The organism is Chryseobacterium sp. c4a (genome assembly GCF_009900745.1).
GTDB lineage: Bacteria > Bacteroidota > Bacteroidia > Flavobacteriales > Weeksellaceae > Chryseobacterium.
On sequence record NZ_WXVU01000001.1, the window covers coordinates 330,472 to 356,930 of the forward strand.

Consider the following 26,459-nt stretch of genomic DNA (forward strand, 5'->3'; position numbering starts at 1 on the left):
TACTGCATTTTTAATCTTAAAATTGAAAAAAATGTCCAATCATATTACGGTAACCACAGGAATTTACGATGCTATAAAAGATACACTTAGAAGAAAAAGAGTAAGCCTTGAAGAAGAGAAAAGATTAACTGATGAATTGAGAAAAGCAAAGCAGGTACTAAGAAGAGATCTGCCTGAAGATATTGTTACAGTTAATAAAAAAGTGACTTTAAAAGATCATACCCTGGATTTTGAACACGAATATATTTTTGTACCATCTACCAGAGAAAAATTGAAAAAAAATAAACACTCCATTCTTTCCAATATTGCTTTAGCTGTAGTAGGATACAAAGTAGGGGATATTATTGATTGGCCTTTTAAAGAAGGCGAAAGAAAAATTGAAATTGTAAAAGTGGAAGCCTGGGAAGGATAACACTTTGTCATATAGGGTTGAATTTACGAAGAAAACGTAGTCTATTTTTGGGCTGCGTTTTCTGTTATTTAACAATAAGAGCTAAGGTTGGAAGTTTTAGCTCTTATCCAACAAATTGGTCTAGCCCAAAAGCATATAAACTCACCCAACCCATTTAACAAATGATAAAAAAACATCTTCAGATGAGACTTTCTTCAAGCGCTTGGGCTGCATTCCGTTTTTAAGTTTTATCTTTGCAAAAATTAAAAAAATGAGCAAACCGATAACTGAATTCATAGAAAAGTATTACCTGCACTTCAACGCAGCTGCATTGGTGGATGCTTCTAAAGGATATGTTGCACATCTTAAAGATGGCGGAAAAATGATGATTACTTTGGCAGGAGCAATGTCTACTGCTGAATTAGGAAAAATTCTTGCAGAAATGATCCGTCAGGGGAAAGTAGATTTTATCTCTTGTACAGGAGCTAACCTTGAAGAAGATTTAATGAACCTTGTAGCACACTCGCACTATGAAAGAGTTCCTCATTACAGAGATTTAACTGCTCAAGATGAGTGGGATCTTTTAGAAAGAGGTCTAAACAGAGTTACAGATACTTGTATCCCTGAAGAAGAAGCTTTCAGAAGATTACAGAAACACATCGTGGAAATCTGGAAAGATGCAGAAGCTAAAGGAGAAAGATATTTCCCGCACGAATATATGTACAAAATGATCCTTTCAGGAGTATTGGAGCAGTACTATGAAATTCCTAGAGAAAATTCTTGGATGATCGCTGCTGCAGAAGCAAACTTACCAATCGTAGTTCCAGGATGGGAAGATTCTACAATGGGTAACATCTTCGCTTCTTACTGTATCAAAGGAGAGCTTAAAGCGACTACCATGAAATCTGGTATTGAATACATGACTTACCTTGCTGATTGGTATACTAAAAACTCAGCTGGAAAAGGAGTTGGATTCTTCCAGATTGGTGGAGGTATCGCAGGAGATTTCCCTATTTGTGTAGTACCAATGTTATATCAGGATATGGAAATGCACGACATTCCTTTCTGGTCTTATTTCTGCCAGATCTCTGATTCTACTACCTCTTACGGTTCTTATTCAGGAGCTGTTCCAAATGAGAAAATTACATGGGGTAAATTGGATATCACTACACCGAAATTCATCGTTGAAAGTGACGCAACAATCTGTGCACCATTAATGTTCTCATATATCCTTGAGAATGCTTAATAAATAAACTCTTTATGAGATTATAATAGAAGCGCTTCCATTTTTGGGAGCGCTTTTTTATTTTATACTTTAATATTTTTTTAGATCTCTAGCAGATTTAGCTGATTACGCAGATTTTGAGTAGAAAATATGATCGGAAGGTTGGAAATCGCAAAGGCGCAAATTCTTTTTTACCTGGATGATGTTTTAAGGCGCAAAGATTTTATCTGCGATAAAATTGTATACTGTATATTATATGTTTATTGATGTGTAAAAAATATCATTCATGCCTTCGTAGCAAAAAAATAGGTATACAGCTTGCTGAAGATCTTTGATCTTCTTGCGCTTTAAAATAAGCGTAATATTTGTGAAAACCCTTCGCGCCTTTGCGATTTCCAACAAATCTGCATAATCAGCAAGATCTGCGAGCCAAATATTTAAACATCATTTTAGAACTGTGAAAATCTGTGCCATCTGCAGGAAAATAAAATCAATCCAAAGAATTAACCAACACAAAATAACGATACACAAGAATTCCCTTTTCAATCTTTGTCAGCCTGTTAGGATCCTTCTTACTCAGCTTCGGAAGAACCTTTTTATTGATTACATTGAGTAAACGGAAAAATGATTTTTTCATATCTTTATCTTTTAATGAAACATCATTGGTATTGTAAGAGTTCAAAAATGATGCAAAAATTAAATATGTTTTTCTCAAGAACTAAGATATGGACGAAATTTTCAAACAACAGGTATATGAAGTAGCTAAGCTTATTCCCAAAGGAAGAGTTTCTACTTATGGAGCTATAGCGAAAGCGGTAGGGTATCCTAATCATTCCCGTCATGTAGGGAAAGCAATGGGAGGCTGTCCTGAAGATGTTCCCGCACACCGTGTTATTTCAAGTTCGGGAACATTATCTGTTCCGGAGTTTCAAAAGAAACTTGAAGCGGAAGGAATTACTGTGGAAAACTTGAGAATAAAGGGTTTCAAAAAATTGTTTTGGGATCCCATGAATGAATTATAATAAGTTTTTTATTAAACATTCATCTCAAAATAAATTCGTGCATCCGTGGCACAAAAATAAGTGTCTTTTTTAAAACGCAAAGTTTCTATTTTGATACAGCATAATTTAGAGTGAGTAAAGATGGAATCAATTTCATTGATTCTTACGAAGCGTCTGTATAGCCATAAAGCTTCATCAGCGATAAAGTCGTAACTCTTAGCCTCCTAAAAATATAAGGCATTTACCATTAAAGCTTTGCGTTAAAATAATTTCCCACAGATTTCGCAGATTACACAAAATCAATTGCTACGAGAATTTATTTGTGGCATTTGTGATTTTATTAGTGTTCTTTGTGTTTAAAAAAAGAGCTCTTAAGAAATTTTGTTTCAAAGAAATCTTTCAATACTAAAAAAATATCACTCATACTATTAATATGAGTGATACAAATATTTTTACAGTAAAACTGTATTATTATTTCTTTGCTCTTGTTGCAGGACTTTGAGAACCTTTTAATTCCTCTTTCAGTCTCGCATTTTCTTCTTTTAATAAAGCAATATAGCCTTGTAGGTTTTCAATAACAGCACCTGGAATATTGTCATAATTATTCTGGTTAGTGATTACTCCTGCAGAAGAGGATCTGTCATTGAATACCGGATGATCATTATTTACCACTACTGCAGCTGTCTCTTCTTCATAAATATCTTCTAAAGGAACATCTAAAAAGCGGGCAATTTTGTTCCACTCATCAGGGATAATTTTTACATCACCACTTTCTTTTCTGCTATAGTTAGATACATCTGTAGCGATAAAATCAGCTACCTGCTGCTGAGTATAGCCTTTTTGCTTTCTGATAAGACGTAATTTTTCTTTTTGCATGACCGACATTTTATACAAAAATGGCAAAAAAGCACAATGTATACAATAGAAAGCTGAAAAAAATGCTTATGAATTTTCACTATTGAGAGAAGATGAACCACAAAAGTCACAAAAGCTTTATGATGAATGATATCTTCAGTAAGAATAACGGATATGTTTTAGGCATTATAAAACATTATGCCTGTAAAAAAACTTGTGTCTTAGCGTTTTCCAACCTCTTCCCAAAAATAAAAAAGACTGTCTCATTCGAAACAGTCTTCAGTAAATTATTTTTCAAGTTGCTTATAGCTCCTCTGTATAAAATCTGTAAGGTCTTTTCCTTTCAGTAGATTTTGAGATAATTTGGCAAGATCCAAAGCGTATTTGATTAAGCTTTCCTTTTCCTCAGCATTCTCCGTTTTCAGGATCTGATTGGAAAGTTCACTGTTGGAATTCACTACCAGATTGTACATTTCCGGGAAACCACCCATTCCGAACATACCGCCACCGCCGGTTGCCTGCATTTCCTTCATTCTTCTCATAAATTCAGGTTGGGTAATCGTGAATGGAGCATCATTGCTGTCAAGGTCCTCAAGCTGAACCGTAAATTTAGAGTCCTGGATGGCTTCTTCTACATTCTTTTTCAATGATTCCTTTTCAGTATCATTTAGTTTTGAAATAACTGGTTCATCTTTTTTAATCAGATTATTGATGTGGTCTGCATCCACTCTCGCAAATGAAATGTTTTCCTTTGTAGTTTCCAGTTTTTGGATAACGTGTGAAATGATTGGGGAATCTAATAGCAGTACTTCATATCCTTTATCTTTTGCAGACTGAATATAGCTGTGTTGTTCATCAGCATTAGTAGCATAAAGAATTACAAGTTTGTTATCCTTATCGGTTTGAGTAGGTGTGATTTTATCTACCAATTCATTCCAAAGGAAGTATTTACCGTCTGTTGTTGGATATAATGTGAATTTATCGGCTTTCTCTGCAAATTTCTCTTCAGTAATCACTCCGTATTCGATAACTACTTTAATATCATTCCATTTTTGTTCGTAGTCTTCACGATTTTCATTAATTAGAGAAGCCATTTTGTCGGCTACCTTTTTCGTGATGTAAGATGAAATCTTTTTTACAGCACCATCTGCCTGAAGATAAGAACGGGATACATTCAACGGAATATCCGGAGAATCAATTACCCCTCTTAGGAGCATTAAGAAATCAGGAACGATCCCTTTTACTTCATCGGTTACAAATACCTGATTTTGGTACAATTGGATCTTATCCTTATCAATATTTAAGTTGTTGCTTAATTTCGGGAAGAATAAAACTCCGGTAAGGTTAAAAGGATAATCTACATTCAGGTGAATATGAAATAGAGGTTCTTCAAACTGCATTGGATACAGTTCGTGATAAAACTTCATATAATCCTCATTGGTAAGATCACTTGGTGCGATTGTCCATGCTGGAGTAGGGTTGTTGATGATATTATCCACTTCCTCAGTTTCAGCAACTGCATCTTCAGGAGCATCTTCCGGTAAAGGAAGCGTATGGGTTTTTGTTCCGAATTTAATAGGAACAGGCATGAATTTATTATACTTTAATAGGAGCTCACGGATTTTTGTTTCTTCTAAGAACTCTACAGAATCTTCTGCGATATGAAGAATAATTTCAGTTCCTCTTTCTGTTTTATCTGTTGTTTCTTCAAGAGTAAATTCCGGGCTTCCATCACAGATCCATCTTACGGCTGGTTCATCTTTATAAGATTTGGTAAGGATTTCTACTTTTTCAGCGACCATGAAAGCAGAGTAGAACCCAAGTCCGAAGTGTCCGATAATTCCTGAATCCTTTGCAGTATCTTTATATTTTTCCAAAAATTCTTCAGCTCCTGAGAACGCAACCTGGTTGATGTATTTTTCAACCTCTTCACCAGTCATACCAATACCTTGGTCGATGATACGTAAAGTCTTTTGTTCTTTATCAATTTTAACCTCAAGTTTAGGATTGCCATATTCTACCTTTGCTTCACCAATACTTGTTAAATGTTTTAGCTTTAAAGTAGCATCCGTAGCGTTAGAAATAAGCTCTCTTAAGAATATCTCGTGGTCACTGTAAAGAAACTTTTTAATAAGTGGGAAAATGTTTTCCACTGATACATTAATATTTCCTTTCGTCATAATATTTTAGATTTTTAATTTTCAAATCTTTCTCAAAAAAAATACCATGAAGGAGAAAGTGACAGAATGACATTTTTTTGATAGAGAGAAACCAGTATTTATGTGGATTTGTCAAAGAAATACCCTATTTTTAGTCCTTAAAAATTTTTAAAAATGAAGATGAAATGTACAGTTTTTATTCTGTTCATAATGGCCTGTTGCCTGTATGGACAGAAAAAGCCATTAGACCATTCTGTGTATGACAGTTGGCAAAATATTGGCTCGAGAAAAATCTCAAATGATGGAAAATGGGTGGCCTATTCTGTAGATGTTCAGGAGGGAAATTCTAACCTTTTTCTATATTCAGTTAAAAATAAAACTTCAAAGAATTTTGCCAGAGGAACAAAGGTAGATTTTACCAATGATTCCAGATTTGCTGTTTTTCAGATCCGTCCACTATATAAAGATATAAAAGCGGTAAAAGATAAAAAGCTTAAAAAGAATAAATTAACGAAAGACAGTTTGGCAATCGTTGATTTTGTGAGTGGGCAAACGGAGAAAATTGCAAATGTGAAAACATTTAAAATTCCTGAAAAAGCAGGATCTTATGTGGCTTATATTCTGGAAGATACAAAAGATAAATCCTCAGATAAAGAAGATGGTGATGAAAATAAAGAAGAAGATAAAAATGTAAAGCCACTTCAGTTGGTTGTACGTAATCTTCTGGACGGGAAAAGTACAACGTATGATAATGTCATTCGCTACGAATTCAGTAAAAATGGAAAGCAACTTGCCTTTGTAACGAAGAAGCCGGACGAGAAAAAAGATAAAAAAGAAGGTAAAGATTCAACAGATGAAAAATCTGCGGATAAAAAAGATACGGATAAATCTAAACCAAAGAAATACGCCCTTGAAACCGTTCAGGTGGTAGATCTTCAGAAAGGAACAGTTACTAAAATTTCAGAAATGGAAGGTGATTTTTCACAATTATCCTTTGATGAAGAAGGAAATCAATTGGCATTTGTAGGGACTTCTTCTGCGCAGAATGATTTGGTGAAGCTATATAATCTGTATTATTTTAATCTTAAAGGAAATAAAAAAGAGCTTGTAACGAATGAAAATACTCAAATGAAAAAAGATTGGGTAATTTCTGAAAATCGTTTGCCACTATTCAGTAAAAACGGAAAGCAGTTGTATTTCGGAGTGGCTCCAAGACCTGTTGCAAAAGATACTGCAATGATTGCGAATGATCATGCGGTTGTAGATATTTGGAATTACAGAGATGATTATTTGCAGACTGTACAGCTTAAGGAGTTGAAAAATGATTTGAAAAAGTCTTACGCTGCGGTAATGCAAACAGAAAAACCAAACTTTTTTAGAAATATAGATGGTGACGATTTAGATACTTTACGAGTAGTGAATGAAGGAAATGCTGAATTTGCTTTGGGGGTTAGCAGTTTAAATAACCGTATTTCTTCACAATGGGAAGGATCAACAAAGAAAACCTATTTCCTTATTGATAATAAAACTGGGGACAGAACGGAAATTATTAAGAATTTGGATGGTTCAGTTGCTGTATCTCCACTGGGAAAATTTATTGTCATTTTTGATAGAGAAAAAGGAAGATGGTTGAGCTATAATGTTAAAACCAAGCAAACACTTCCTCTTAGTGCAGGATTACCGGTTTCTTTTGTGGATGAAGAGTTTGATATGCCGGATTTCCCTTACTCTTATGGCATTGCCTCGTGGACGGATAATGATGAATCTGTCATTATCAAAGATCGCTTTGATCTTTGGGAGTTTTTCCTGAATGGCTCGAAAAAGCCAAGAAATATTACGAATGGATATGGTCGTAAAAATAAAATAACATTTGATACCTACGATTTAGATAAAGATATTAAAAGTTTAAACCGAAAGTCTCCTATTTACTTATCAGCTTTTGACAATGCAACCAAAGCAAACGGGATTTTTAAAACCTCTATTCAGTCTGATACTGATCCTGTAAAAATTCAAATGGAAGATGTATGGGGTTACCGTAGCTCACAAAAGGCTAAAAATGCAGATGAGTATATTGTTGTAAAAGAATCTTATACTGCTTCCCCCAATATTTTTGTAACATCCAATTTTTCGGATCAGCAAAAAATAAGCAATACCAATCCACAGCAAAGTCTTTATAATTGGGGAACAGACGAATTGGTAAATTGGACAACACCAAAAGGGAATACCTCTACAGGGGTTTTATTCAAACCGGAGAATTTTGATCCGAACAAAAAGTATCCTATGATTGTTTACTTCTATGAAAAACTTTCGGATAATTTAAACCGTTATGTAGCACCGTCTCCAACACCTTCAAGATTAAATATTTCTTATTTTGTAAGCAACGGATATTTGGTTTTTACTCCTGATATTTCTTACGTAGATGGCTTGCCTGGAGAATCTGCAATGGAATACATCAATTCCGGAGTTGAAAAGCTGAAACAAAATGCTTGGGTAGATGGTTCTAAAATAGGAATTCAGGGACAAAGCTGGGGTGGTTATCAGGTTGCTTACCTTATTGCTCATACCGATATGTATGCTGCAGCCTGGACGGGTGCTCCTGTTGTGAATATGACTTCTGCCTATGGTGGAATCCGATGGGGTTCTGGAATGAATAGACAATTCCAGTATGAAAAATCACAAAGTAGATTAGGAAAAAATCTATGGGAAGCACCGGATCTTTATATTAAAAATTCACCGCTTTTTGCCATTGATAAAGTAAAAACTCCCGTAGCCATTATGAGTAACGATGAAGATGGAGCAGTGCCATGGTACCAGGGAATTGAAATGTTTACGGCATTACGCCGTCTTGGAAAACCTGCGTGGCTTCTGAATTATAATGGGGACGATCATAATCTTATCAAGCGCCAAAACAGAAAAGATATCCAAATCCGTGAACAGCAGTTTTTTGATTATTATCTTAAAGGTGCAAAAGCTCCGGTCTGGATGACCAAAGGTATTCCAGCTACCAAAAAAGGAAAAGATTGGGGATTTGAGTTAACAGATGAGAAACCTAATTAATCATAAAGTCGGCAGAGCAGAAAGCTCTGCCGACTTTTTATTTTTAAATATTTATTAAAAACAACATGAATGATAAGCTGACACAATGGCATTTTTTTTATGATGAGTCTATTGTGAGCTTTTATTATATTTACCGCCAATTTTAACAACAATATGGGAATCTTTGATTTTTTTAAGAAGAAAAACAACAGACAGGAAAATGTCAGTGCTCCGGTTCAGCAGCAGGAAATGCCAGAGGAGAAAATAGTAGAACAGATCGTGGAAGAAGAAGTGGTGGAAATCATACCGGAAACACCTATTCAATCACAACCTGCAGAAGAGAAAAAGGTGAATGAATTATATGAAAAAATCAAGATTTACAGTGATTATATCGTGTATTCTATTGCACTTCAATTAAGAGGAGATTTTGCTCCGATTTCAGCATTTGAAAATGAGAATGGAGAGGTTGAAGGATTTACTTATACCATTACTGATCCTACTTATGGTCTTGCACCGCAGGTAGTATTGAGCAATATGAAGGAAAAGTTTGAAAATGAATTGAAAGAAGGAAAGATCAAGTCATATGCTATCTTATACCACTCTCAGTTTAATGATGATGGTAACCATGCTTTGGCAATTAATCCGGAGGATCTTAAAGCGATTACCCTTTCTTATCATTTTAATGGTTCTGAAGAAGGTAATATTGCTTTACCTTATGTTTTCGAAAACGAAAATATTACTTTTAAAGGATTTACAGGATTTTCTCACGAGGAAAATAATGAGATCATGAATACTCAGTTGGTAGATGGCAAAGATTATTTTACCCACAGAGAAGAGATTAAGAGCCCTGAAATAATTAATGAAGCTGGAATCAAAATAAAGAAATCAAATGTTCATTCTCTTGCCAATATGTGGGGCGGAATTTTTGGTTTTCAAAATTTTCAGACTCAGGAAAAATATTCTCAATATTTGATGGAAACTATGGCTTTATGCAGAGTAGATGAGATCTCTGCTGATGAAAAGGCTAAACATACAGAGTTTGCAGATATCAAGTTCAAAACGATTATTTCAGATGAATTTAATACTATTTATCCGGAAGTAAAAACCAATTTCTCTCTTGATTTTGAAACCAAAGAAATCCGTGAATGGGAAAATGTAAATAACAATGAAGCTATTGTAGCTGGTCCCGCAAGAGATACATTTGGACTTTGGTTTTTTCCTACAGATTATGCAGAAAACAAAAATAAATATCAGACACAGAATAAAATAAATGTTAATGTGAGCGGAATTATTTTTGTGCTAGATCTTCACGAAAGCTTTGAGTTACCGGATGGAACTAAAACTGACGAAGAATTTACTGCATACAAGCCAAGCGAGGATCTTCCTGATTATGGATGTATTGACTTTATCGGTAAAGTGCTTGATATTAAAGAAACACAAGTATTGGAAGATGGTAGTGTGAAAGGGTTTATCCTGAAATTAAGATTGATTACGAATTCAGAAATGGAAGATTTCTTTACAGTTGATGCCTTTGTGAATAAAGAAAATATGCGATTTGAAACACTTACAGTAGGTATGCAGGTAGCAGGAGCCATGCAGCTGCAAGGTAGAATGGCAGAATAATATATAATATCTGTATAAAAATAAAAAACGGTCTGAATATTCAGACCGTTTTTTTATTATTTGTTTATCCTGAAAATGTTTTTACATTTTTAGAGTTGTACAATTAAAGTATCTTATCATTCCAAATTTGAAGATTATTCAAATCTTTTACATGATTGTATCTAAATATTTCTATTTGATATTCTGGGTAAGATGGATCCTGCTTATGCTTTATTTGATAGTAATCATCTTTGCCAATTTTATGAATGACAGGCTTTTCATTTTTATTATGAATCTGATCTAAACTAATCATCAGAGAATCATAGTGCGGCTTTGGAATTGAGCCTATAAATGATTTAAGAACTATCACTTTCTCTATAGAACTAGTGTTGATTTGTTCTTTATTATTTATATAAGGATTATAAATTTTATATCCTTTCTTTATAAGAACATCACCAATTAAAGGATCATGATTTAAAATAAGTGTTGTATTTTTATTTTCTTGCGCAAGATTGTTCAATAAATCATCTATAGGAAGATTCCAACTATTTTTAGTAGTATTGATATGGAAACTTACATTATACATTCCCCAAACATTTGCACAAAAGATTAATGCCAACGCAGATAAATATAAACGTTTATATTTACTTTGATCAGGATTAAAAAAAAGTGAATTTTGAAGTGGACTTAAAGCAACAAAATTTCTCATTTTTCCGGCAATACCTGTGATAAAAAAAACAATTACTCCTATTAAATAGGCTATAATGCCAGTCTCTATTTTTTTCTGCTTAATTATAAGTAAAAAATCTCTTATATATAGCAATGTAAATCCTATTATTGATAAAATCCCTGCTACAGATGTTGGAAATACTCCTTGATTACTTATCTGTGTTATAATAAAGCCAATAGCAGACTTCGTAAGCGAAAAAATTTGACCATCACTATTTTTAACCTGATAGTTAATTAGTATATAAAATTGATAACTGTATAGTAATCCAAAAGTAACTAAACTAGCAAGTGCGAATTTTATTTTTTTATTAGTTTTGGATTGATCTTTTACCCAATGTATTATAAATAATGATGGAATTAAAAATACTCCTGCATATCCTATATAGCTCATTAAAGTAATGGCAATTGTAAAAAGTAACCAATGCTTTAAAGAGCTTTCTGTTTTTTTTGCTGACAATAAAACAAAAAGTACAGGTATAAAATAAGCATACCAACGTATACTTGTACCCCAAAGTAAAAATGCAGGGTTAAGTGCTACAATGGTAATGAGTGTAAAATCTTCAATCAACGAATTACTCTCTCTAGTTTTTTCAATATAAAAGAAACCAGAAAAGCATACCAATATTGCAGAAATAATTCTCAGTGTACTCCAACTGCCAAAGATATCAAACAGCCATTTATTTATCAAATAATGAGTGGGTGGATGAACATCTCTTGCAATAACATGATTGGATATAGCCGATTCTGTTTTTAAATTATTTATGAGATCAATATTGATTAACTCATCGTCATATCCATAAGAATTATAGGCAACAAATATATATACTAGTAAGATTAAAAAATAAATTAAATATCGATATTTTTTATTCATGGTTAAATATAATATCCTTATTATTTATTTTTTAACTCTTCTTTGATTTTGTTTTCCAGTTCTTCAGCAAGTTCAGGATTGTCTTTTAAAACATCTTTTACAGCATCACGTCCTTGACCTAATTTAGATTCTTCATAACTGAACCAAGAACCGCTTTTCTTCACAATTCCCATATCTACCGCTGTATCAAGAATTTCTCCTACTTTAGAAACTCCTTCCCCATACATGATGTCAAATTCTGCTTGTTTGAAAGGTGGAGCTACCTTATTTTTAACGATCTTCACTTTCACACGGCTTCCGATTGCTTCATCACCTTGTTTAATTGGTGCACTTGCTTTTCTGATATCAATTCTTACGGAAGCATAGAATTTAAGAGCATTACCACCGGTAGTTGTTTCAGGGTTACCAAACATTACACCGATTTTTTCTCTTAACTGGTTGATGAAGATTACAGTACATTTCGTTCTTGAAATCGTAGCCGTTAATTTTCTTAATGCCTGAGACATCAATCTTGCGTGAAGACCCATTTTAGAATCTCCCATTTCTCCTTCAATTTCTGCTTTTGGAGTAAGAGCAGCAACAGAGTCAATAACAACAATGTCAATAGCTCCAGAACGGATTAAGTTATCAGCAATTTCTAATGCTTGTTCTCCGTTATCCGGTTGAGAAATGATAAGGTTTTCCAAATCGATTCCTAATTTTGCAGCATACGTTCTGTCGAAAGCGTGCTCAGCATCAATGAATGCCGCAATACCACCCGCTTTTTGAGCTTCAGCAATAGCGTGAAGTGTTAATGTTGTTTTACCTGAAGATTCTGGGCCATATATTTCAATGATTCTTCCTTTTGGATATCCTCCTATACCTAATGCGATATCTAATCCTAAAGACCCGGAAGGAATTACTTCTATTGTACTGTCAATAGATTCATCACCTAAAGTCATTACAGTTCCTTTTCCGTATGTTTTGTCTAGCTTGTCAAGCACTAATGCTAGTGCTTTTTTCTTATCATCAATGTTACTCATCTTTATTAAAATAATTTCTCCAAAAATACATAATTTATAGATCAAAAACTAATGTTATTTACCTCTAAAAACGGTTTTAAAGGTTGATAATAATAAAATTTATAGACTTATATTGTTCATAACGAATGAGATGTGGAATGAGGTGCTGGTGAATTAAGCTTAAGATAGGAAAGTTATAGCTGTAAGCAGAAATAGGAAAGTCGGAAATTTTTATTGGAAGGTGATTTTCAGGAATTATTGTCTTAACAACTTATACAGGTAATTTTTTATATTGAAGAAAGCGAGCAGGGTTTTGTTTATACGATAAAAAAATGCTTATCTTAAAACATTCTTTTTTAAGATCATTCTATGGACAGAAAATTAAAATTATTCCTGATTAAATCTTTTGCAGTATTAGCAGTTATACACATGGCTTACTTCATTTACGGATATGTAAAGTTTAAAGGCCTTAAGGATATTAATATTTATACAGAATTTTATAGGTTCAAATTTTATGATGATGTCTCGATTTCTCATGTTTTCGTAACTGGCCTTTTTTTGTTTTTCTTCGTTATTTTTCTTCTTAGAAATCATTCCAAAAAAAAGTATAAACTTTCTCAAAAATTAGGAATAGGTATTATACTTCTGTTGGTGTCCTTTTTCTCTCTGACTTTTTTCATCAGTTATAGTTTCGGTTTCAATGCGAAATTAAGAACTGACCTGCCTGAAAAAGATCTTAATAAAGACAAAACGCTTCTGAATGTCTTACAGCCTTTTTTATATAATTATACTTCCTATAGTTCGGAGAAACTCTTTAACCCTGAAAATATTTTATATCCTAAACCTTACCCTGTAATTGAGCAGATAGATACGGTGTACTACGATCCAAACAATAAAGAATATTATTCAACAGAATCCACCTATTACAGTATTGATACCCTAAAAATGCTGAGTACTGATCATAGCAAAATAAGTAAGAAAGCGGGATCAGTATTTGAATTTATTGGGCTTGATCCTAATGAGTTGGAAAAAAGAATTATTTCTAAAAAGAAGATAGGAGACAGTACTGAAATTGTATTTAAAGGGGTAGAAGTAAATCCCCAATATGATGATAAAATGTGTATTTTTCTTGAAAACAAGTTTTTGTTTTTTCCATTGCATAATGTTCCTGAACGACAGCAACAGTACCAAAATGCAGTCAAAAGGTATGATTTACTTTATAAATATAGTCAGGATTCATTGCTTTCCTCCTTTCAGAAATTGGATGTTCTTTTAAAAAAATACAATATAGAATCGCAGATTGTCCCAAAAGATCTGAGCAAAGATGTCTTTTATTATAGAGATCATAAGCAAGAACCTTTGAATGCGATACGAAATACTTACGAAAGAAATGATTTAAAAGATAAATTCAAAACCCTTGACCGTTTGTTCTACAAACCCAATTATCTTCATCCTTCCATTATGGAAATTTTCATCAGTGCTGTTATTGGCGTGTGGGTTGTTTTATTGTTATTATATTCGATCTGGAATTTCAGGAACAGAAAGCTTTCCTGAAAAATGAGTACTAATGAAAATTTGAATTTTTTGTAATGTTCAGATAATCTTCCAGTACTTTCATCTGATCTTTATTTCCTCTTTTTATTCTTGAATTTCGGCTGACAAGTTTATCATAGATCTTGTTGAAAAGTATTTTTGATTTTGGAAATAGTTTTCTGTTGGATACCTCCGGGATCTGAAGTCGTTTGCAAACTTCATCATCCAGGAGAAACCAGGTACAGCAGATGTGAAGGTATCTCAAATTTTTCCTTTGAAATTCAAATTTTAAAATAGGATTCTCCAGGGATTCATCCAATAAAGAATGAGCCAAAAGAACAGAGTCTTTATCTGATGGAGGCTGGATGGAAGTCCATAAATAAAAATATGCTGTTGCCTGTTTTTTATCATCAGGAAGAAGTTGTTCCGGGATTCCAAGCAAGTAGCCTACATATTTCCATAGGTGGAAAATACCCTGCTCTTCTTCAACAGAGAAAGTGTTTCCTAATTTTTGAAGACTATGAAGAAAAACGAGGCTGAAACCAATATAAGTGGCCATCATATCCCAGGAATTGATGGGCTCACCCCAGTTTTCTGTATCCCATTCTTTATAATGTTTTTTGATAGAAAGTCTTGCGTAAGAGTGAATCAGACGGGTTTTAATAGCAAATTCATATCCTTTGGCGTGGAGATCTAATGCATTATAGCGGGTAACGTTCACCCAGAAATCCAAGGTTTCTGAAAGACGTTTTACAGCTCCTTTTTTCAATGCTTCCGTGACAATGAGAGGTTTATTGAGGTAAGCATAATCATAGCCTCCGATCAGACAATAATCTCTTAGGGAAATTAAAGAATCCAGATTACTTCGCATGCAAAGTTCAGCGCCGTTTTTTAAAAGGTTATAATCGAGCCATTCAGGAATTCTTTGGGTTTGGGCGAACAATTTTTTTACACTTTCAGGAACATCATCATGTTCGGAAATTCCATTTCGGATATACCCTTCTATTTCTCTCGATGCTTCATGAAATTTTTTAGTAAAATAAACCTCTTTTACCACCGCATCTCCGATTTCATCTACATGATAAAAGAAGGGAGCATATTTTTCAAAATCTTTAAAACCCACTTCAGCACCAGAAAATTCAATCAATAGTTTTCCGTTACCGTTTTCCCAAAAGTCTTTGAAATGGGGAGCATCTTTAAACCGTGGCTGTATCATTGTTCATTCCTTTATCTATAAAAGTACAAGTTTTGCACCGAATTTTTATGGTGAGATTTGTCAGGAATAGAAGTGAGGTTTTACAAGTATCCCCATTCAAAAGCCATTTTAATGAGCTCAGAGCAGTTTTTGCAATTTGCTTTTCTTAAAATATTTTTCCGGTGGGTTCTTACAGTTTCTTCGGAAATGTTCAATCGTTCAGAGATTTTTCCAGCGGAATAGCCTTGTGCGATATAGGTAATAATTTCAACCTCTCTTTTGGTAAAATTGACAGGGATAGGTGTCGTAATTTTATCATTTTTTTGCCATTGCATCTGATGGAAATCTTCATTCCCATTGATTCCGGAGATTAAAACGGTGTAAGAATTCTGATGGGTGATATGTTCAATATTGGTGTGGATATTAATTGCCTGTAAAACGCGGCCACTTTCATCCCTGTAAGTGTGTAAAGACTGATGATGAAAAAGTTCGTAATTTCCTTTGATGGTTTTCATCCGAAAACAATAACTAAATTTCAGTTCTGAAAGGCGGTCGGAAGCATTTATTTCTACCATTTTTGCCATGCACATTCTTTCGGCTTCCATTACAAATTCCAGGTCATCAGGATGGATGAGGTCTATGATTTCCTTGAGATGTAAGGGATATTTGCTTAGCCCGTGTATTTTTAGAATGTTTTCATGATGGTTATAAATGGTACTGTCTGTGAAGTTGATGATGTAATGGTAAAACTTTCCGGGGGCAAAAACTTCTCCAATAATGCGTTCTATAGAAGGAACTGTCAACATTGTATTTTCATTCTGAAGAAGTTCCGGGTAATTATTCCACACTCTGGTCAGAAGATGGGGCTTTTTTGCCTGAGTTATAAATTTTTTATCCATGGTTGATGTTTTCATAAAAATAATAAAATTCTGTTAAAAAAAATCCCCCTTTTGTGGTATTTCATTTAGCTTCAAAGTATTGTAGCTTTATATAAAACTAATGACCATGGAAGCTCAATTTTAAAATTCTTTTGTTTTACAGTTGAAGCTTTCTTCTTTTCTTTATTTCTATTCAAAAAGAACTTTAACCATAAAATTAAATCTAATGGAGAAATTCAATATTTTGAAAAATGATAATCCGCTTGAAATTCAAGTTGTTGCGGATACTGTGAAGCCTGCCCAAACTTTAGTGTATAAGGTAAAAGGTGACTCTTACGAGTTATTAACTTCTTCTAAGAAAACTTTTGACGGAAATATTACTTATAATGCGTTTAACGAAATCATATTTAAGGAAATTACAGATAATATCGGAAGTCTAGAAGGCTGGAAATTAAGAATAATAACATTTGTAAACTCATTGCCAGCCAGTGTGAAAGACAAAGAAGGTTTTCAAGAGTATGTATTGAAAGGCAATGTGAGAATGAAATATACACTAAAAGAAATGAAAAATATCCAGGAGTATGGTGTTGTAAAGGAAACAGATTTTGTTTTAAATAAATTTAATGAAGGAATGATAATAAAAGATATTGAAATGTCATGAAAACTATAGTAAGTATTGTATTGATTTTTTGTACAATCTGTTTTAAGGCTCAAAAATTTCCTGGGAGTATTAGTATTGATAATCTAAAGACACCAAATTCTCCAGCATTTGTACTTTTGGATGAAGCTCCCACAAATATTGAAAGTCCTCAAACCATGAAAGCTTTGGCACTAAGTCTGGTAAGTTCTTTTAATTCTTCCAGTGGTTTTCCGTCAAACTTTGCAGTAGATTTTACTCCGTATTTTATCACTGATACAAAAAAAACGTTCAGGGAATATAATGGGTTTAATGATAAAGGTGAGTATAATTCTTTTTCATCAGCTTATAAAAATTTATCAGTTTCTTTTGCATTTGTGAAAAAAGATTCCGTTCAGAATATGGCGATAGGATTTAAAACTACATTAGTAAAATTAATTTCCTCAGATCAGAAAAGGTATTTTACGAAAGATTTGCCGGAAATCTATGAAAAGTTGGAACAACATAGACAAAAAAACTTTGATCCGATTACTCTTAAAAATAAGTCAGAAAAAGTATATGACTCTTTGGTAGAAAAATACAACAAAGCATATTCAGATTATATGGATTTTAAACCTGTGTTTATTATAAATATAGCAGGAGCTTACAATCATTTTTTTGATAATTCTATGAGTTCGTCAGGAAAGTTCGGAAGATTGGGAGGTTGGATTACTATGAATTATAATACTCAACTTGTAACCAATAAGGAAGGAGTTAATAAAAATAATTATTTAAGTCTGTATGGGTTTGGTAGGGTTTTAAGAGATGAAATGACTTTTGATATGGAATCTAGGGCTTATATTAAGGACACTTATACCGATATAGGTGCTAAAATTGATTTACAATTTGATAAATTAACGATAGGCTATGAATATATCAGGCGGTCCGGGAATAATTCAAGTAATGATTATCGCTCCTTAGGAAGCATTAAATATGAAATTAATACTAATATTTCCATTATTGGAGGATTTGGTAAAAATTTTCAAACGGATAAAGATTTAGTTTCCTTCTTAGGAATCAACTGGGGGCTTAACTTTAACAATGATTTTGAGACAGATACACCTAAATCAACAAAATAAGAGTAACAAAAAAGCCTTCCCATCGGGAAGGCTATATTATTTATTGCTTATCGCTCGTTACTTATTATAAAGAAGCGGCGTGTACAAGCATATCAACTAACTTGTTAGAGTAACCCATTTCGTTGTCATACCAAGAAACAAGTTTTACGAAGTTAGGAGAAAGCATGATACCAGCATCTTTATCGAAGATAGAAGTTCTCTTATCTCCAACGAAGTCCTGAGATACTACAGCCTCTTCAGTATATCCTAGGATACCTTTCAATTCACCTTCAGAAGCAGCTTTGATTACTGAACAGATTTCTTCATAAGAAGCCGCTTTTTCAATTCTCACTGTTAAATCTACTACAGAAACGTCAACAGTTGGCACTCTGAAAGACATACCAGTTAATTTTCCGTTTAATGAAGGAATTACTTTTCCTACTGCTTTAGCAGCACCTGTAGAAGAAGGGATAATGTTGTTTAGAGCAGCTCTACCACCTCTCCAATCTTTCATTGAAGGGCCGTCAACAGTTTTCTGAGTAGCTGTTGTAGCATGTACAGTTGTCATTAAACCTTCTACGATTCCGAAGTTATCGTGGATTACTTTAGCTAAAGGAGCTAAACAGTTTGTAGTACAAGAAGCGTTTGATAAGATTTTGATATCATCAGTAAGTTCCTTGTGGTTTACACCCATTACAAACATTGGAGTATCATCTTTAGAAGGAGCAGAAAGGATTACTTTCTTAGCACCAGCAGTAATGTGTTTTGCAGCACTTTCTTTATCTAGGAATAGACCAGTAGATTCTACTACGTAATCTGCACCAATTTCATCCCATTTTAGGTTGCTTGGATCTTTTTCAGCAGTTACTCTGATTTTTTTTCCGTTTACAACAAGATCATTTCCTTCTACAGAAACTTCACCTGGGAAAATACCGTGTACAGAGTCATATTTTAACATGTAAGCCATGTATTCTGCATTGATTAGGTCATTGATTCCTACAACTTCAATGTTGTCTCTTTCAGTCATTGCTCTGAAAACAAGACGTCCAATTCTACCAAAACCGTTGATACCTACTTTGATTGTTGACATAATAGTTTGTTTTTATTAGATTTATAAAAATAATTAGATTGCTAAAATTTCTGAAATCAACATTAAATCTTTATTGATTTCATTATGTTTTTTAATGGCTTCTTCAATAGGCGTATACACCACATCGTTGGAACGCATTCCTGCCATTACATTCGTTTGACCATCCATTAATCCTACTACAGCACCATATCCCAATCTGCTGGCCAATACTCTGTCTGCACAACTAGGAGATCCTCCTCTTTGCATGTGTCCCAAAACTGCTACACGAATGTCATAATCAGGGAATATTTTCTTTGTTTTTTCAGCCAGTTCATAAACATTGGCTAGCTTTTCTCCTTCTGCTACGACTACAATACTAGATGCTTTTCCTGTTTTTTCAGCTTTTCTGAATTTCTCAAAAAGATCATCCGTGCTGTCTTTTTTCTCAGGAATTAAAATATCCAAAGCACCTGTTGCTAAACCACTGTTTAAAGCGATAAAACCAGCATCACGACCCATTACTTCCACAAAGAAAACCCTGTTGTGAGAAGTTGCCGTATCACGGATTTTATCAATCGCATCCATAGCAGTATTCAACGCAGTGTCATATCCGATGGTATTGTCTGTTCCGAAAATATCATTATCAATCGTTCCCGGAATACCAATCACACGGATTCCAAATTCTTCACTGAAGATTTTTGCACCCGTAAAAGTTCCATCTCCACCGATACATACCAGTCCGTCGATACCCAGCTTTACACAGTTATCATAGGCCTTCTGACGGCCTTCTTTAGTTCTGAATTCAGTAGATCTGGCAGACTTTAGAATAGTTCCACCTTGGTTGATTATATTTTTTACGGAACGGGCTCCCATTTTTAGGAAATCATTGCTGATAAGGCCATTGTAGCCTTCCCTTACTCCGTAGCATTCAATATTATAGTAATTGGCGGTTCTTACTACCGCTCTTAATGCTGCATTCATACCTGGAGAGTCTCCTCCTGAAGTAAGAACTGCAATCTTTTTTACAGCACTCTCTTTCATCTAGTAAAAAATTTCGAACACAAATTTACAAAAACAAGTTCAGATTATCGTAGTAACTTTCCAATAGTTTTGAATATATATAATTAAAAGCTTCTGAAGTTTGTTGGATTAAAAATATACCTTGCTGTTTTAGTCTCAGGAGCATTTATATCAAAATCATACCATGGCGAAATGTTTTTTTGAAAAGGATTGGATAACAGGTGTATAGATTGTGCAGGTGTAAATCCTTCTCCTAATAAAAATAATTTTTTCCCCTCTTTATTTTGACAAACTCCAGCGATAAAAACTACATGTCCAGGACTTCCCGGAGTGATCAGAATGTCTCCGGTTTTTAAATCAGAACTCTTTAAGACTGGTTTTGTTTCTTTATTGAGTGAAATCGTTCCCGCATAATTAAAGATAAGATCCAGATAACTTCTGAAATTCTGATAAGAATTATCAAACCCCGCTGTTTTTCTAAAGCTTACAGAATTTCCATTCACAAAAGCTCTTGTTCCGTTTTTATAATCGTTCCAGCTGACTAAATGACCACTGGTAAAATGGAACTTAATATCATCTTCCTTTTTTATTTTGTATAAATATTCAGCTTGCAGTCGGATTACTGCATCTGCACATTGCTGAAGATCTTTATTTCCTGTATCAATATCAAAAACAGCTTCATGAAGATGCTGGGTGGAAATAGGAGAACCATCATATCTTAAAATCTGGCTTCCATAAGGTTTCAATGTAAAGTTTTCAATAAAATAACCAAAAGAATCTGGTTTCTCTTCTTGCCATTGATAATCTTTGGGCGGAGAAAATCTTTCTCTCACTGTATTTTTATCCTTATTGATCTGTACTGAACTTACAGGTGTTAAAACTTCAGTTTCCTGAGAAGGGAGGAGGTTTGAGGGTTTCTTATCCTGAGTGCACCCCAATATAATCAAAGTAATTATTCCTCCTGAAATAATTTTTTTCATAGTCATTTGATTCGGTTACAAATATGGGATTTTTTGGGAAATATTGAAATATAGAATCTAAGCTTTTATTTTCCACCATTTTTTTGCCACGAATACCCGAATTTCTTTTTTTACTGTTGCTAGAATAAAATTAAACATCCATAATATTTATAAATAAAATTATTCGTGAATTCGTGGCAATAATTTAGCGGTGTACAATTTTATCGAAGATAAAATCCTTGCGCCTTAATACCCTTGCCTATTCAATATAATTTTGCGACTTTGTGTCTTCCAACAAAGAATTCTCATTTTCAGGAATCAGTAGTTTTCCCCAATCATTCAGCTGCCACAGAATAGCAACCAGCTTTTCACCAAGCTCAGTCAGCGTATATTCAACTCTGGGAGGAAGTTCATTAAAAGATTGTTTGGTCAGAATACCATCTTCCACCATTTCTGTGAGCTGCTGATTAAGAACTCTTCGATCTACTTTTGCAATTCCACGTAAAAATTCACTGGGACGTTTCTTTCCCTCATTGATCTGCCAAACGATAGGAATTTTCCATTTTCCACTGATCGTATTGACAGCAACTTCCAATGGACAAATTTTATTTTCTTCGGCTCTTCCCTTTATTTCCATAAAATTGACTTTTTTATCCCTATGGGCGAAAAATATGCGTTATTGCTTATTTGTAGAGGCTTTTAGACCTTTGTAAAAATAATAAAATTAAAAAACAATGAATACACTGGCTAAACAGATTGAATATTTGAATCAGGAATTATCTTCACAGCTTCCACAGGAGATATTGGAGGTATTCGGAAAGTCTATTGAAGAGATGAAAACTCTAAATATTGAAGAAAATAGCATTCGGATAGGAGATCAAATACCAGAATTTTCATTGCTAAATGCTTTTGGAAAAATAATCACTTCTGAAGAAGTTCTCAAAAATGGAAAAATGATTTTGGTTTTTTACAGAGGAAATTGGTGCCCTTACTGTAATTTGGAACTAAAATTTTTACAAGACAATCTTTCCAGAATACAAGAGAGAGGAGCCGTTTTAATTGCAGTTTCTCCGCAAATCCCGGATCATTCTCTTAATATAACCGAAAAAAATAATCTTGAGTTTGAAGTACTGACTGATGTTGATAATCATTATGCTGAAAAATTAGGCATTGTTTTTAAGTTACAGGATTTTGTGCTTCCTTATTATAAAGGTCTTGGGATTGATCTTTTTGATTTCAATAAAAATAATGATCATATTTTACCTGTTCCGGCAGTTTTTGTAATTGATGAAAATAGAATGGTTACCTATAAATTTTTAGACGTAAATTACATGAATCGAGTAGATGTGGAAGAATTAATACAAGCATTATGACAGAAAAAAGGAAAGGAGCCCGTTCTATAAAAGATATTCCTGCTGATATTTTAGTACAATTGAACAGGGGAGAAATTGAAACGGCGAATCTAACAGAATGGTTGGCTGTGGATCAAAAACTTTTGTTAGCAAACCTATTGAAACAGAACAATCGTTTAGAATATCTCCAATCTATTTTGAGTAGAGTAGACAAATTGAAAAAACAAACGGTTAATACCATTAATGAAGCAATTGGTTTGGGAATCCTTGATCTCGCACTCAAAAATCAGGATGAAGAATTTCTTTCAAAGTTATCCAGTCATCAGGCTGATCTGGTTCGGTGCTGGGCTGCTTATACGATTGGAAGGAATGATACTTTTAACACGATGGAAAAACTAAAAAGAATTCAGCCTTTTGCTTCGGATACTCATTTTGGAGTAAGAGAAATTTGTTGGATGACGGTACGTCCTGATATTTCAAAGAATCTTACAGAGTCTCTGTCTATTTTATCAGAATGGACGAAATATGACAATGAAAATATCAGACGTTTTGCGAGTGAATCTACCAGACCGAGAGGAGTGTGGTGTGAACATATTAGTGAGTTAAAACAAAATCCAGGATTAGGGCTGGAAATTTTGGAACCTTTAAAATCAGATTCGTCAAGATACGTTCAGGATAGTGTCGGTAACTGGCTAAATGATGCCAGTAAGTCCCAACCGGAATTTGTAGTAGAAATTTGTGATGAATGGCTTCGGGAAAGTAGTACAAAGGAAACTCAATATATTGTCAAAAAAGCACTGCGTACCATTCGGAAGTAAAGTTATCCACAATATGGAATTATGGAATATAAACTACTATATCTGTCATTCAATTAAAGGTTTACGAAATATGCCTGTGGAAAAGGTTTTTCAGGAATAAATCTAATTTATAGTGTGAAAAAGTTATCCACAAAGTCATCATTTGAATTGAAAATCTGTTCAGATTCTTTCAGAACAAAATCTCAGCTTTGTGTTATATTAAATTGATTTTTGATGTTGAGTTTTAATTTATCCTAATCAAGGTTTAAAATCTTGAAAAGGATAGAAAGACAGAAATTCATATTGAAGCATATTGAACGTTAATAAATGAATCATATTAAAATAGTTGGTGTTATCTGTGGTTGAAAAAGTTATCCACAATATGAGATTGTAGAATAAAAACAACTATATCTGTCATAAAATTAATAGTTTATGAAATGTGCCTGTGGAAAAGGTTTTCCAGAAATAAGTTTCATTTATAGTGTGAAAAAGTTATCCACAAAGTCATCATTTGAATTGAAAATCTGTTCAGATTTTTTCAGAACAAAATCTCAGCTTTGTTTTATATTAAATTGATTCTTGATGTTGAGTTTTAATTTATCCTCGTCAAGGTTTAAAACCTTAACAAGGATAAAAAGTCAGGAATTCATATTGAAGCATTTTGAAAGTCAATAAATGAATCGTATTAAAATAGTTGGTGTTATCTGTGGTGAAAAAAGTTATCCACAATATGGGATTGTAGAATAAATAATAGTGTATTTATCATAAAATTAAAAGGTTATGAAATATACCTGTGGAAAAGGCTTTTTCAAGAATAAATCTAATTTTTAGTATAAAAAAGTTATCCACAATATGAGGTTATGGAATAAAAATCACCATATCTGTCATACAATTAATGGTTTATGAAATATGGCTGTGGAAAAGGTTTTTTCAAGAATAAATCTAATTTGTAGTGCAAAAAAGTTATCCACAATATGGAAATGTGGAATTGAACCTTTTCACTTTAAGGTTACCATTTTTCAGTCAGATATTTCCAATATCTTTTAGGAACATGCTGAATGTGAAGCTTTAAATTTTTCCTTTCAACAATATTAGTTTTTGTAAAATACCGTTGCCAAAGCGTTTGATAGTTTCTTTCTTCATCATGAAATTTTTCCTGATAGTCCTTCATATCCAGTTTTTCATCCGGATAAAAGAAATCAGAAGTTTCCAGGTCATAAAGAATTCCATAATTTCTTCGTAGATCATAGATCATCCATTTCTGATCCTGGTAGCGGTCACTGAAATGTTTTCTGATTAAAGGAAGAACATTGAAGTCAGGATCTATTTTTGAAAAGAAAACACCATCCTGCATTTTTTCAAAACGGACAAAAGCCGTCATTCGGTGACTTTCTCGGTCTACAGATTTACAGATTTTAGAAATCTTCATCATGTCGGCATCTGCATAATTTTCCAGAATATTTTTTTCAGGGTGTTTTATAGATTGTTGTACAGCTGATAGTATTGTTTTCTCCAGTTCAGGATCTTCAGACAAAAAAACTTTTAAAAGTTTATATATTCCTTGTTTTCCCAGATGTTGTTCTAACTTTTTTAAAACACGTTCAGATTTATCCGTTTGGGTAATGACTTCATGAATTTCAGCAAAAATATTTTCCTGATGAAACCTTTCCCTATTTACAATTTCCACCTCTTTATAACGGTATTCAAATACTTCAAATATCGCTGTGAAAAGGCCGTCGAAACTTCCATCGTAAAGTAGTGTAATCATCATTTTTGAGATAAAATTTTTAAAATAAAGTCAGTTGCTGTGAAAACTGATTGTGAAACTTAGAAGAGCTACCTCCCATCAACAGCTTCTTTAAATTTTGATGGGTTAAATATTTTAAAAAAGCATTCCCAGCATTAAAATCAATGAAATATTTAGCTCTGTTAACCGCTGCACCCAATTGTTTCAAATGATCCAGGTTTAAAACCTGAAAACGTCTTGCACTCACAATTTTTTGCGCAGATTTTACTCCAATTCCAGGGATTCTTAGGATCATCTGATAATCGGCAGTTTGAATATTTACAGGAAACTGATCCAGATGTCGTAGAGCCCAACTTAATTTTGGATCTATTTCTAAATCCAGAAAAGGAATACTGGGATCTAAAATTTCTTCTGCTTTAAAACCATAAAATCGCATCAGCCAATCCGATTGATACAATCTGTTTTCACGAAGCATCGGAACTTCAGTAGTTAAAGAAGGGAGTCTGTTATCTTCTAAAACTGGAACATAACCGGAATAATAGACTCTTTTCAGATTGAAATTTTTATAAAAGTGATCCGCTACTTTGATAATTTGCAGATCGTTTTCGTTCGTAGCGCCTACAATCATTTGGGTAGATTGCCCTGCTGGAGCAAACTTGGGAACTTTCTTTAAAATCTTTTTCTCATCCTGATACTGGATAATTCCTTTTTGAATAGATCTCATAGGACTAATCATATCCTGTCTGTTCTTTTCAGGAGCTAATAATTTTAAACCGCTTTCGGTCGGGATTTCCAGGTTTACTGAAAGCCTGTCCGCATAGAGTGCAGCTTCCTGCATCAGATCATCACTTGCTCCCGGAATAGATTTTAAATGAATATATCCATTAAAATTCTCTTCCAGACGAAGTTTTTTGGCAACCCGAACAAGCCTTTCCATGGTGGTGTCGGCATTCTTGAAAATTCCGGAACTCAGGAACAACCCTTCAATATAATTTCTGCGATAGAAATTAATGGTTAGGTCTACAACTTCCTCAACCGTAAATGCAGCTCTTTTTATATCATTTGAACTTCTGGATACACAGTAAGCACAATCATATATACAATGATTGGTCAATAAAATTTTGAGCAAGGAGACACATCTTCCATCTTCAGTATAGGTATGACAAATCCCACTTACAGAACTGTCCCCCAAAGCTCCTTTTTTATTTTTCCTCGTTCCTCCGCTTGATGAGCATGAAACATCATACTTTGCCGCATCAGCAAGGATTTCGAGTTTTTCTTTTAGGCGGTCAAAATTCATACTCT

The 26,459-nt window shown here is 33.7% G+C and carries 23 protein-coding genes; 10 read left to right on the forward strand and 13 right to left on the reverse strand.

The window, feature by feature from the left end:
- The first annotated feature begins 31 nt into the window (after positions 1-31).
- Together GTR01_RS01575 and GTR01_RS01580 are read left to right on the forward strand one after the other, a co-directional pair.
- The gene (locus GTR01_RS01575) at positions 32-412 is read left to right on the forward strand and encodes a GreA/GreB family elongation factor (RefSeq protein ID WP_160136123.1); all 381 of its coding nucleotides are present in this window, start codon (positions 32-34) and stop codon (positions 410-412) included.
- A 250-nt stretch (positions 413-662) separates the two neighbouring features.
- Entirely contained in the window at positions 663-1,637 is a 975-nt protein-coding gene (locus GTR01_RS01580) for a deoxyhypusine synthase family protein (protein ID WP_129054518.1), read from the forward strand.
- Between the two features lie 469 nt (positions 1,638-2,106).
- Here GTR01_RS01580 and GTR01_RS24475 read toward each other — a convergent pair whose 3' ends face one another.
- On the reverse strand, positions 2,107-2,253 hold the full coding sequence (locus GTR01_RS24475) for a hypothetical protein (RefSeq protein WP_185155083.1): 147 nt from the start codon (positions 2,251-2,253) through the stop codon (positions 2,107-2,109).
- 88 nt (positions 2,254-2,341) lie between these two features.
- Here GTR01_RS24475 and GTR01_RS01585 point away from each other — a divergent pair, with 88 nt between their 5' ends.
- Positions 2,342-2,638 carry an MGMT family protein gene (locus GTR01_RS01585; RefSeq protein WP_160136124.1) on the forward strand — a complete coding sequence of 99 codons (297 nt, stop codon included), beginning with the start codon at positions 2,342-2,344 and terminating at the stop codon, positions 2,636-2,638.
- A gap of 450 nt (positions 2,639-3,088) precedes the next feature.
- On the opposite strand, the gene GTR01_RS01590 is transcribed toward GTR01_RS01585, so the two are convergent.
- The gene (locus tag GTR01_RS01590) at positions 3,089-3,493 is read right to left on the reverse strand and encodes a helix-turn-helix transcriptional regulator (protein ID WP_160136125.1); all 405 of its coding nucleotides are present in this window, start codon (positions 3,491-3,493) and stop codon (positions 3,089-3,091) included.
- 266 nt (positions 3,494-3,759) lie between these two features.
- On the reverse strand, positions 3,760-5,652 hold the full coding sequence (gene htpG / locus GTR01_RS01595; protein WP_160136126.1) for a molecular chaperone HtpG: 1,893 nt from the start codon (positions 5,650-5,652) through the stop codon (positions 3,760-3,762).
- Positions 5,653-5,805: 153 nt separating this feature from the next.
- Between htpG and GTR01_RS01600 the strand changes: the two genes are divergently transcribed.
- Both GTR01_RS01600 and GTR01_RS01605 read left to right on the forward strand, forming a co-directional pair.
- Positions 5,806-8,688: a prolyl oligopeptidase family serine peptidase gene (locus tag GTR01_RS01600; protein ID WP_160136127.1), complete on the forward strand. Its 2,883-nt coding sequence runs from the start codon at positions 5,806-5,808 to the stop codon at positions 8,686-8,688.
- Between the two features lie 153 nt (positions 8,689-8,841).
- The gene (locus GTR01_RS01605; protein ID WP_160136128.1) at positions 8,842-10,290 is read left to right on the forward strand and encodes a hypothetical protein; all 1,449 of its coding nucleotides are present in this window, start codon (positions 8,842-8,844) and stop codon (positions 10,288-10,290) included.
- Positions 10,291-10,393: 103 nt separating this feature from the next.
- Here the strand turns inward: GTR01_RS01605 and GTR01_RS01610 are convergent, their stop codons facing one another.
- Positions 10,394-11,869: a hypothetical protein gene (locus GTR01_RS01610; protein ID WP_160136129.1), complete on the reverse strand. Its 1,476-nt coding sequence runs from the start codon at positions 11,867-11,869 to the stop codon at positions 10,394-10,396.
- A 20-nt stretch (positions 11,870-11,889) separates the two neighbouring features.
- The gene (gene recA / locus GTR01_RS01615) at positions 11,890-12,891 is read right to left on the reverse strand and encodes a recombinase RecA (protein ID WP_160136130.1); all 1,002 of its coding nucleotides are present in this window, start codon (positions 12,889-12,891) and stop codon (positions 11,890-11,892) included.
- Positions 12,892-13,239: 348 nt separating this feature from the next.
- Between recA and GTR01_RS01620 the strand changes: the two genes are divergently transcribed.
- Positions 13,240-14,424: a hypothetical protein gene (locus tag GTR01_RS01620; protein WP_160136131.1), complete on the forward strand. Its 1,185-nt coding sequence runs from the start codon at positions 13,240-13,242 to the stop codon at positions 14,422-14,424.
- Between the two features lie 10 nt (positions 14,425-14,434).
- Here GTR01_RS01620 and GTR01_RS01625 read toward each other — a convergent pair whose 3' ends face one another.
- Both GTR01_RS01625 and GTR01_RS01630 read right to left on the reverse strand, forming a co-directional pair.
- On the reverse strand, positions 14,435-15,619 hold the full coding sequence (locus tag GTR01_RS01625; protein ID WP_160136132.1) for an oxygenase MpaB family protein: 1,185 nt from the start codon (positions 15,617-15,619) through the stop codon (positions 14,435-14,437).
- Positions 15,620-15,699: 80 nt separating this feature from the next.
- Positions 15,700-16,497 carry a response regulator transcription factor gene (locus GTR01_RS01630; protein ID WP_160136133.1) on the reverse strand — a complete coding sequence of 266 codons (798 nt, stop codon included), beginning with the start codon at positions 16,495-16,497 and terminating at the stop codon, positions 15,700-15,702.
- 205 nt (positions 16,498-16,702) lie between these two features.
- On the opposite strand from GTR01_RS01630, the gene GTR01_RS01635 reads away from it, so the two are divergent.
- Together GTR01_RS01635 and GTR01_RS01640 are read left to right on the forward strand one after the other, a co-directional pair.
- On the forward strand, positions 16,703-17,137 hold the full coding sequence (locus tag GTR01_RS01635) for a hypothetical protein (RefSeq protein ID WP_160136134.1): 435 nt from the start codon (positions 16,703-16,705) through the stop codon (positions 17,135-17,137).
- Positions 17,134-18,231, forward strand: a complete 1,098-nt coding sequence (locus tag GTR01_RS01640) for a hypothetical protein (protein WP_160136135.1) — start codon at positions 17,134-17,136, stop codon at positions 18,229-18,231. The genes GTR01_RS01635 and GTR01_RS01640 overlap by 4 nt, the downstream gene beginning before the upstream one ends.
- Before the next feature lie 64 nt (positions 18,232-18,295).
- Here GTR01_RS01640 and gap read toward each other — a convergent pair whose 3' ends face one another.
- From gap to GTR01_RS01660, 4 genes are all read right to left on the reverse strand, one after another.
- Positions 18,296-19,300 carry a type I glyceraldehyde-3-phosphate dehydrogenase gene (gene gap, locus GTR01_RS01645; RefSeq protein WP_160136136.1) on the reverse strand — a complete coding sequence of 335 codons (1,005 nt, stop codon included), beginning with the start codon at positions 19,298-19,300 and terminating at the stop codon, positions 18,296-18,298.
- 33 nt (positions 19,301-19,333) lie between these two features.
- Positions 19,334-20,320, reverse strand: a complete 987-nt coding sequence (gene pfkA, locus GTR01_RS01650; protein WP_160136137.1) for a 6-phosphofructokinase — start codon at positions 20,318-20,320, stop codon at positions 19,334-19,336.
- 83 nt (positions 20,321-20,403) lie between these two features.
- On the reverse strand, positions 20,404-21,279 hold the full coding sequence (locus GTR01_RS01655) for a DUF4846 domain-containing protein (protein WP_160136138.1): 876 nt from the start codon (positions 21,277-21,279) through the stop codon (positions 20,404-20,406).
- A 238-nt stretch (positions 21,280-21,517) separates the two neighbouring features.
- Positions 21,518-21,895, reverse strand: coding sequence for a winged helix-turn-helix transcriptional regulator (locus GTR01_RS01660; protein WP_160136139.1), 378 nt, complete (start codon positions 21,893-21,895; stop codon positions 21,518-21,520).
- Between the two features lie 97 nt (positions 21,896-21,992).
- On the opposite strand from GTR01_RS01660, the gene GTR01_RS01665 reads away from it, so the two are divergent.
- On the forward strand, positions 21,993-22,631 hold the full coding sequence (locus GTR01_RS01665; protein ID WP_160136140.1) for a peroxiredoxin-like family protein: 639 nt from the start codon (positions 21,993-21,995) through the stop codon (positions 22,629-22,631).
- Positions 22,628-23,428, forward strand: coding sequence for a DNA alkylation repair protein (locus GTR01_RS01670; protein ID WP_160136141.1), 801 nt, complete (start codon positions 22,628-22,630; stop codon positions 23,426-23,428). The genes GTR01_RS01665 and GTR01_RS01670 overlap by 4 nt, the downstream gene beginning before the upstream one ends.
- A gap of 988 nt (positions 23,429-24,416) precedes the next feature.
- On the opposite strand, the gene GTR01_RS01675 is transcribed toward GTR01_RS01670, so the two are convergent.
- Together GTR01_RS01675 and GTR01_RS01680 are read right to left on the reverse strand one after the other, a co-directional pair.
- The gene (locus GTR01_RS01675) at positions 24,417-25,178 is read right to left on the reverse strand and encodes a TIGR03915 family putative DNA repair protein (RefSeq protein WP_317167581.1); all 762 of its coding nucleotides are present in this window, start codon (positions 25,176-25,178) and stop codon (positions 24,417-24,419) included.
- 16 nt (positions 25,179-25,194) lie between these two features.
- On the reverse strand, positions 25,195-26,454 hold the full coding sequence (locus tag GTR01_RS01680; RefSeq protein WP_160136142.1) for a putative DNA modification/repair radical SAM protein: 1,260 nt from the start codon (positions 26,452-26,454) through the stop codon (positions 25,195-25,197).
- Between the last annotated feature and the right edge of the window lie 5 nt (positions 26,455-26,459).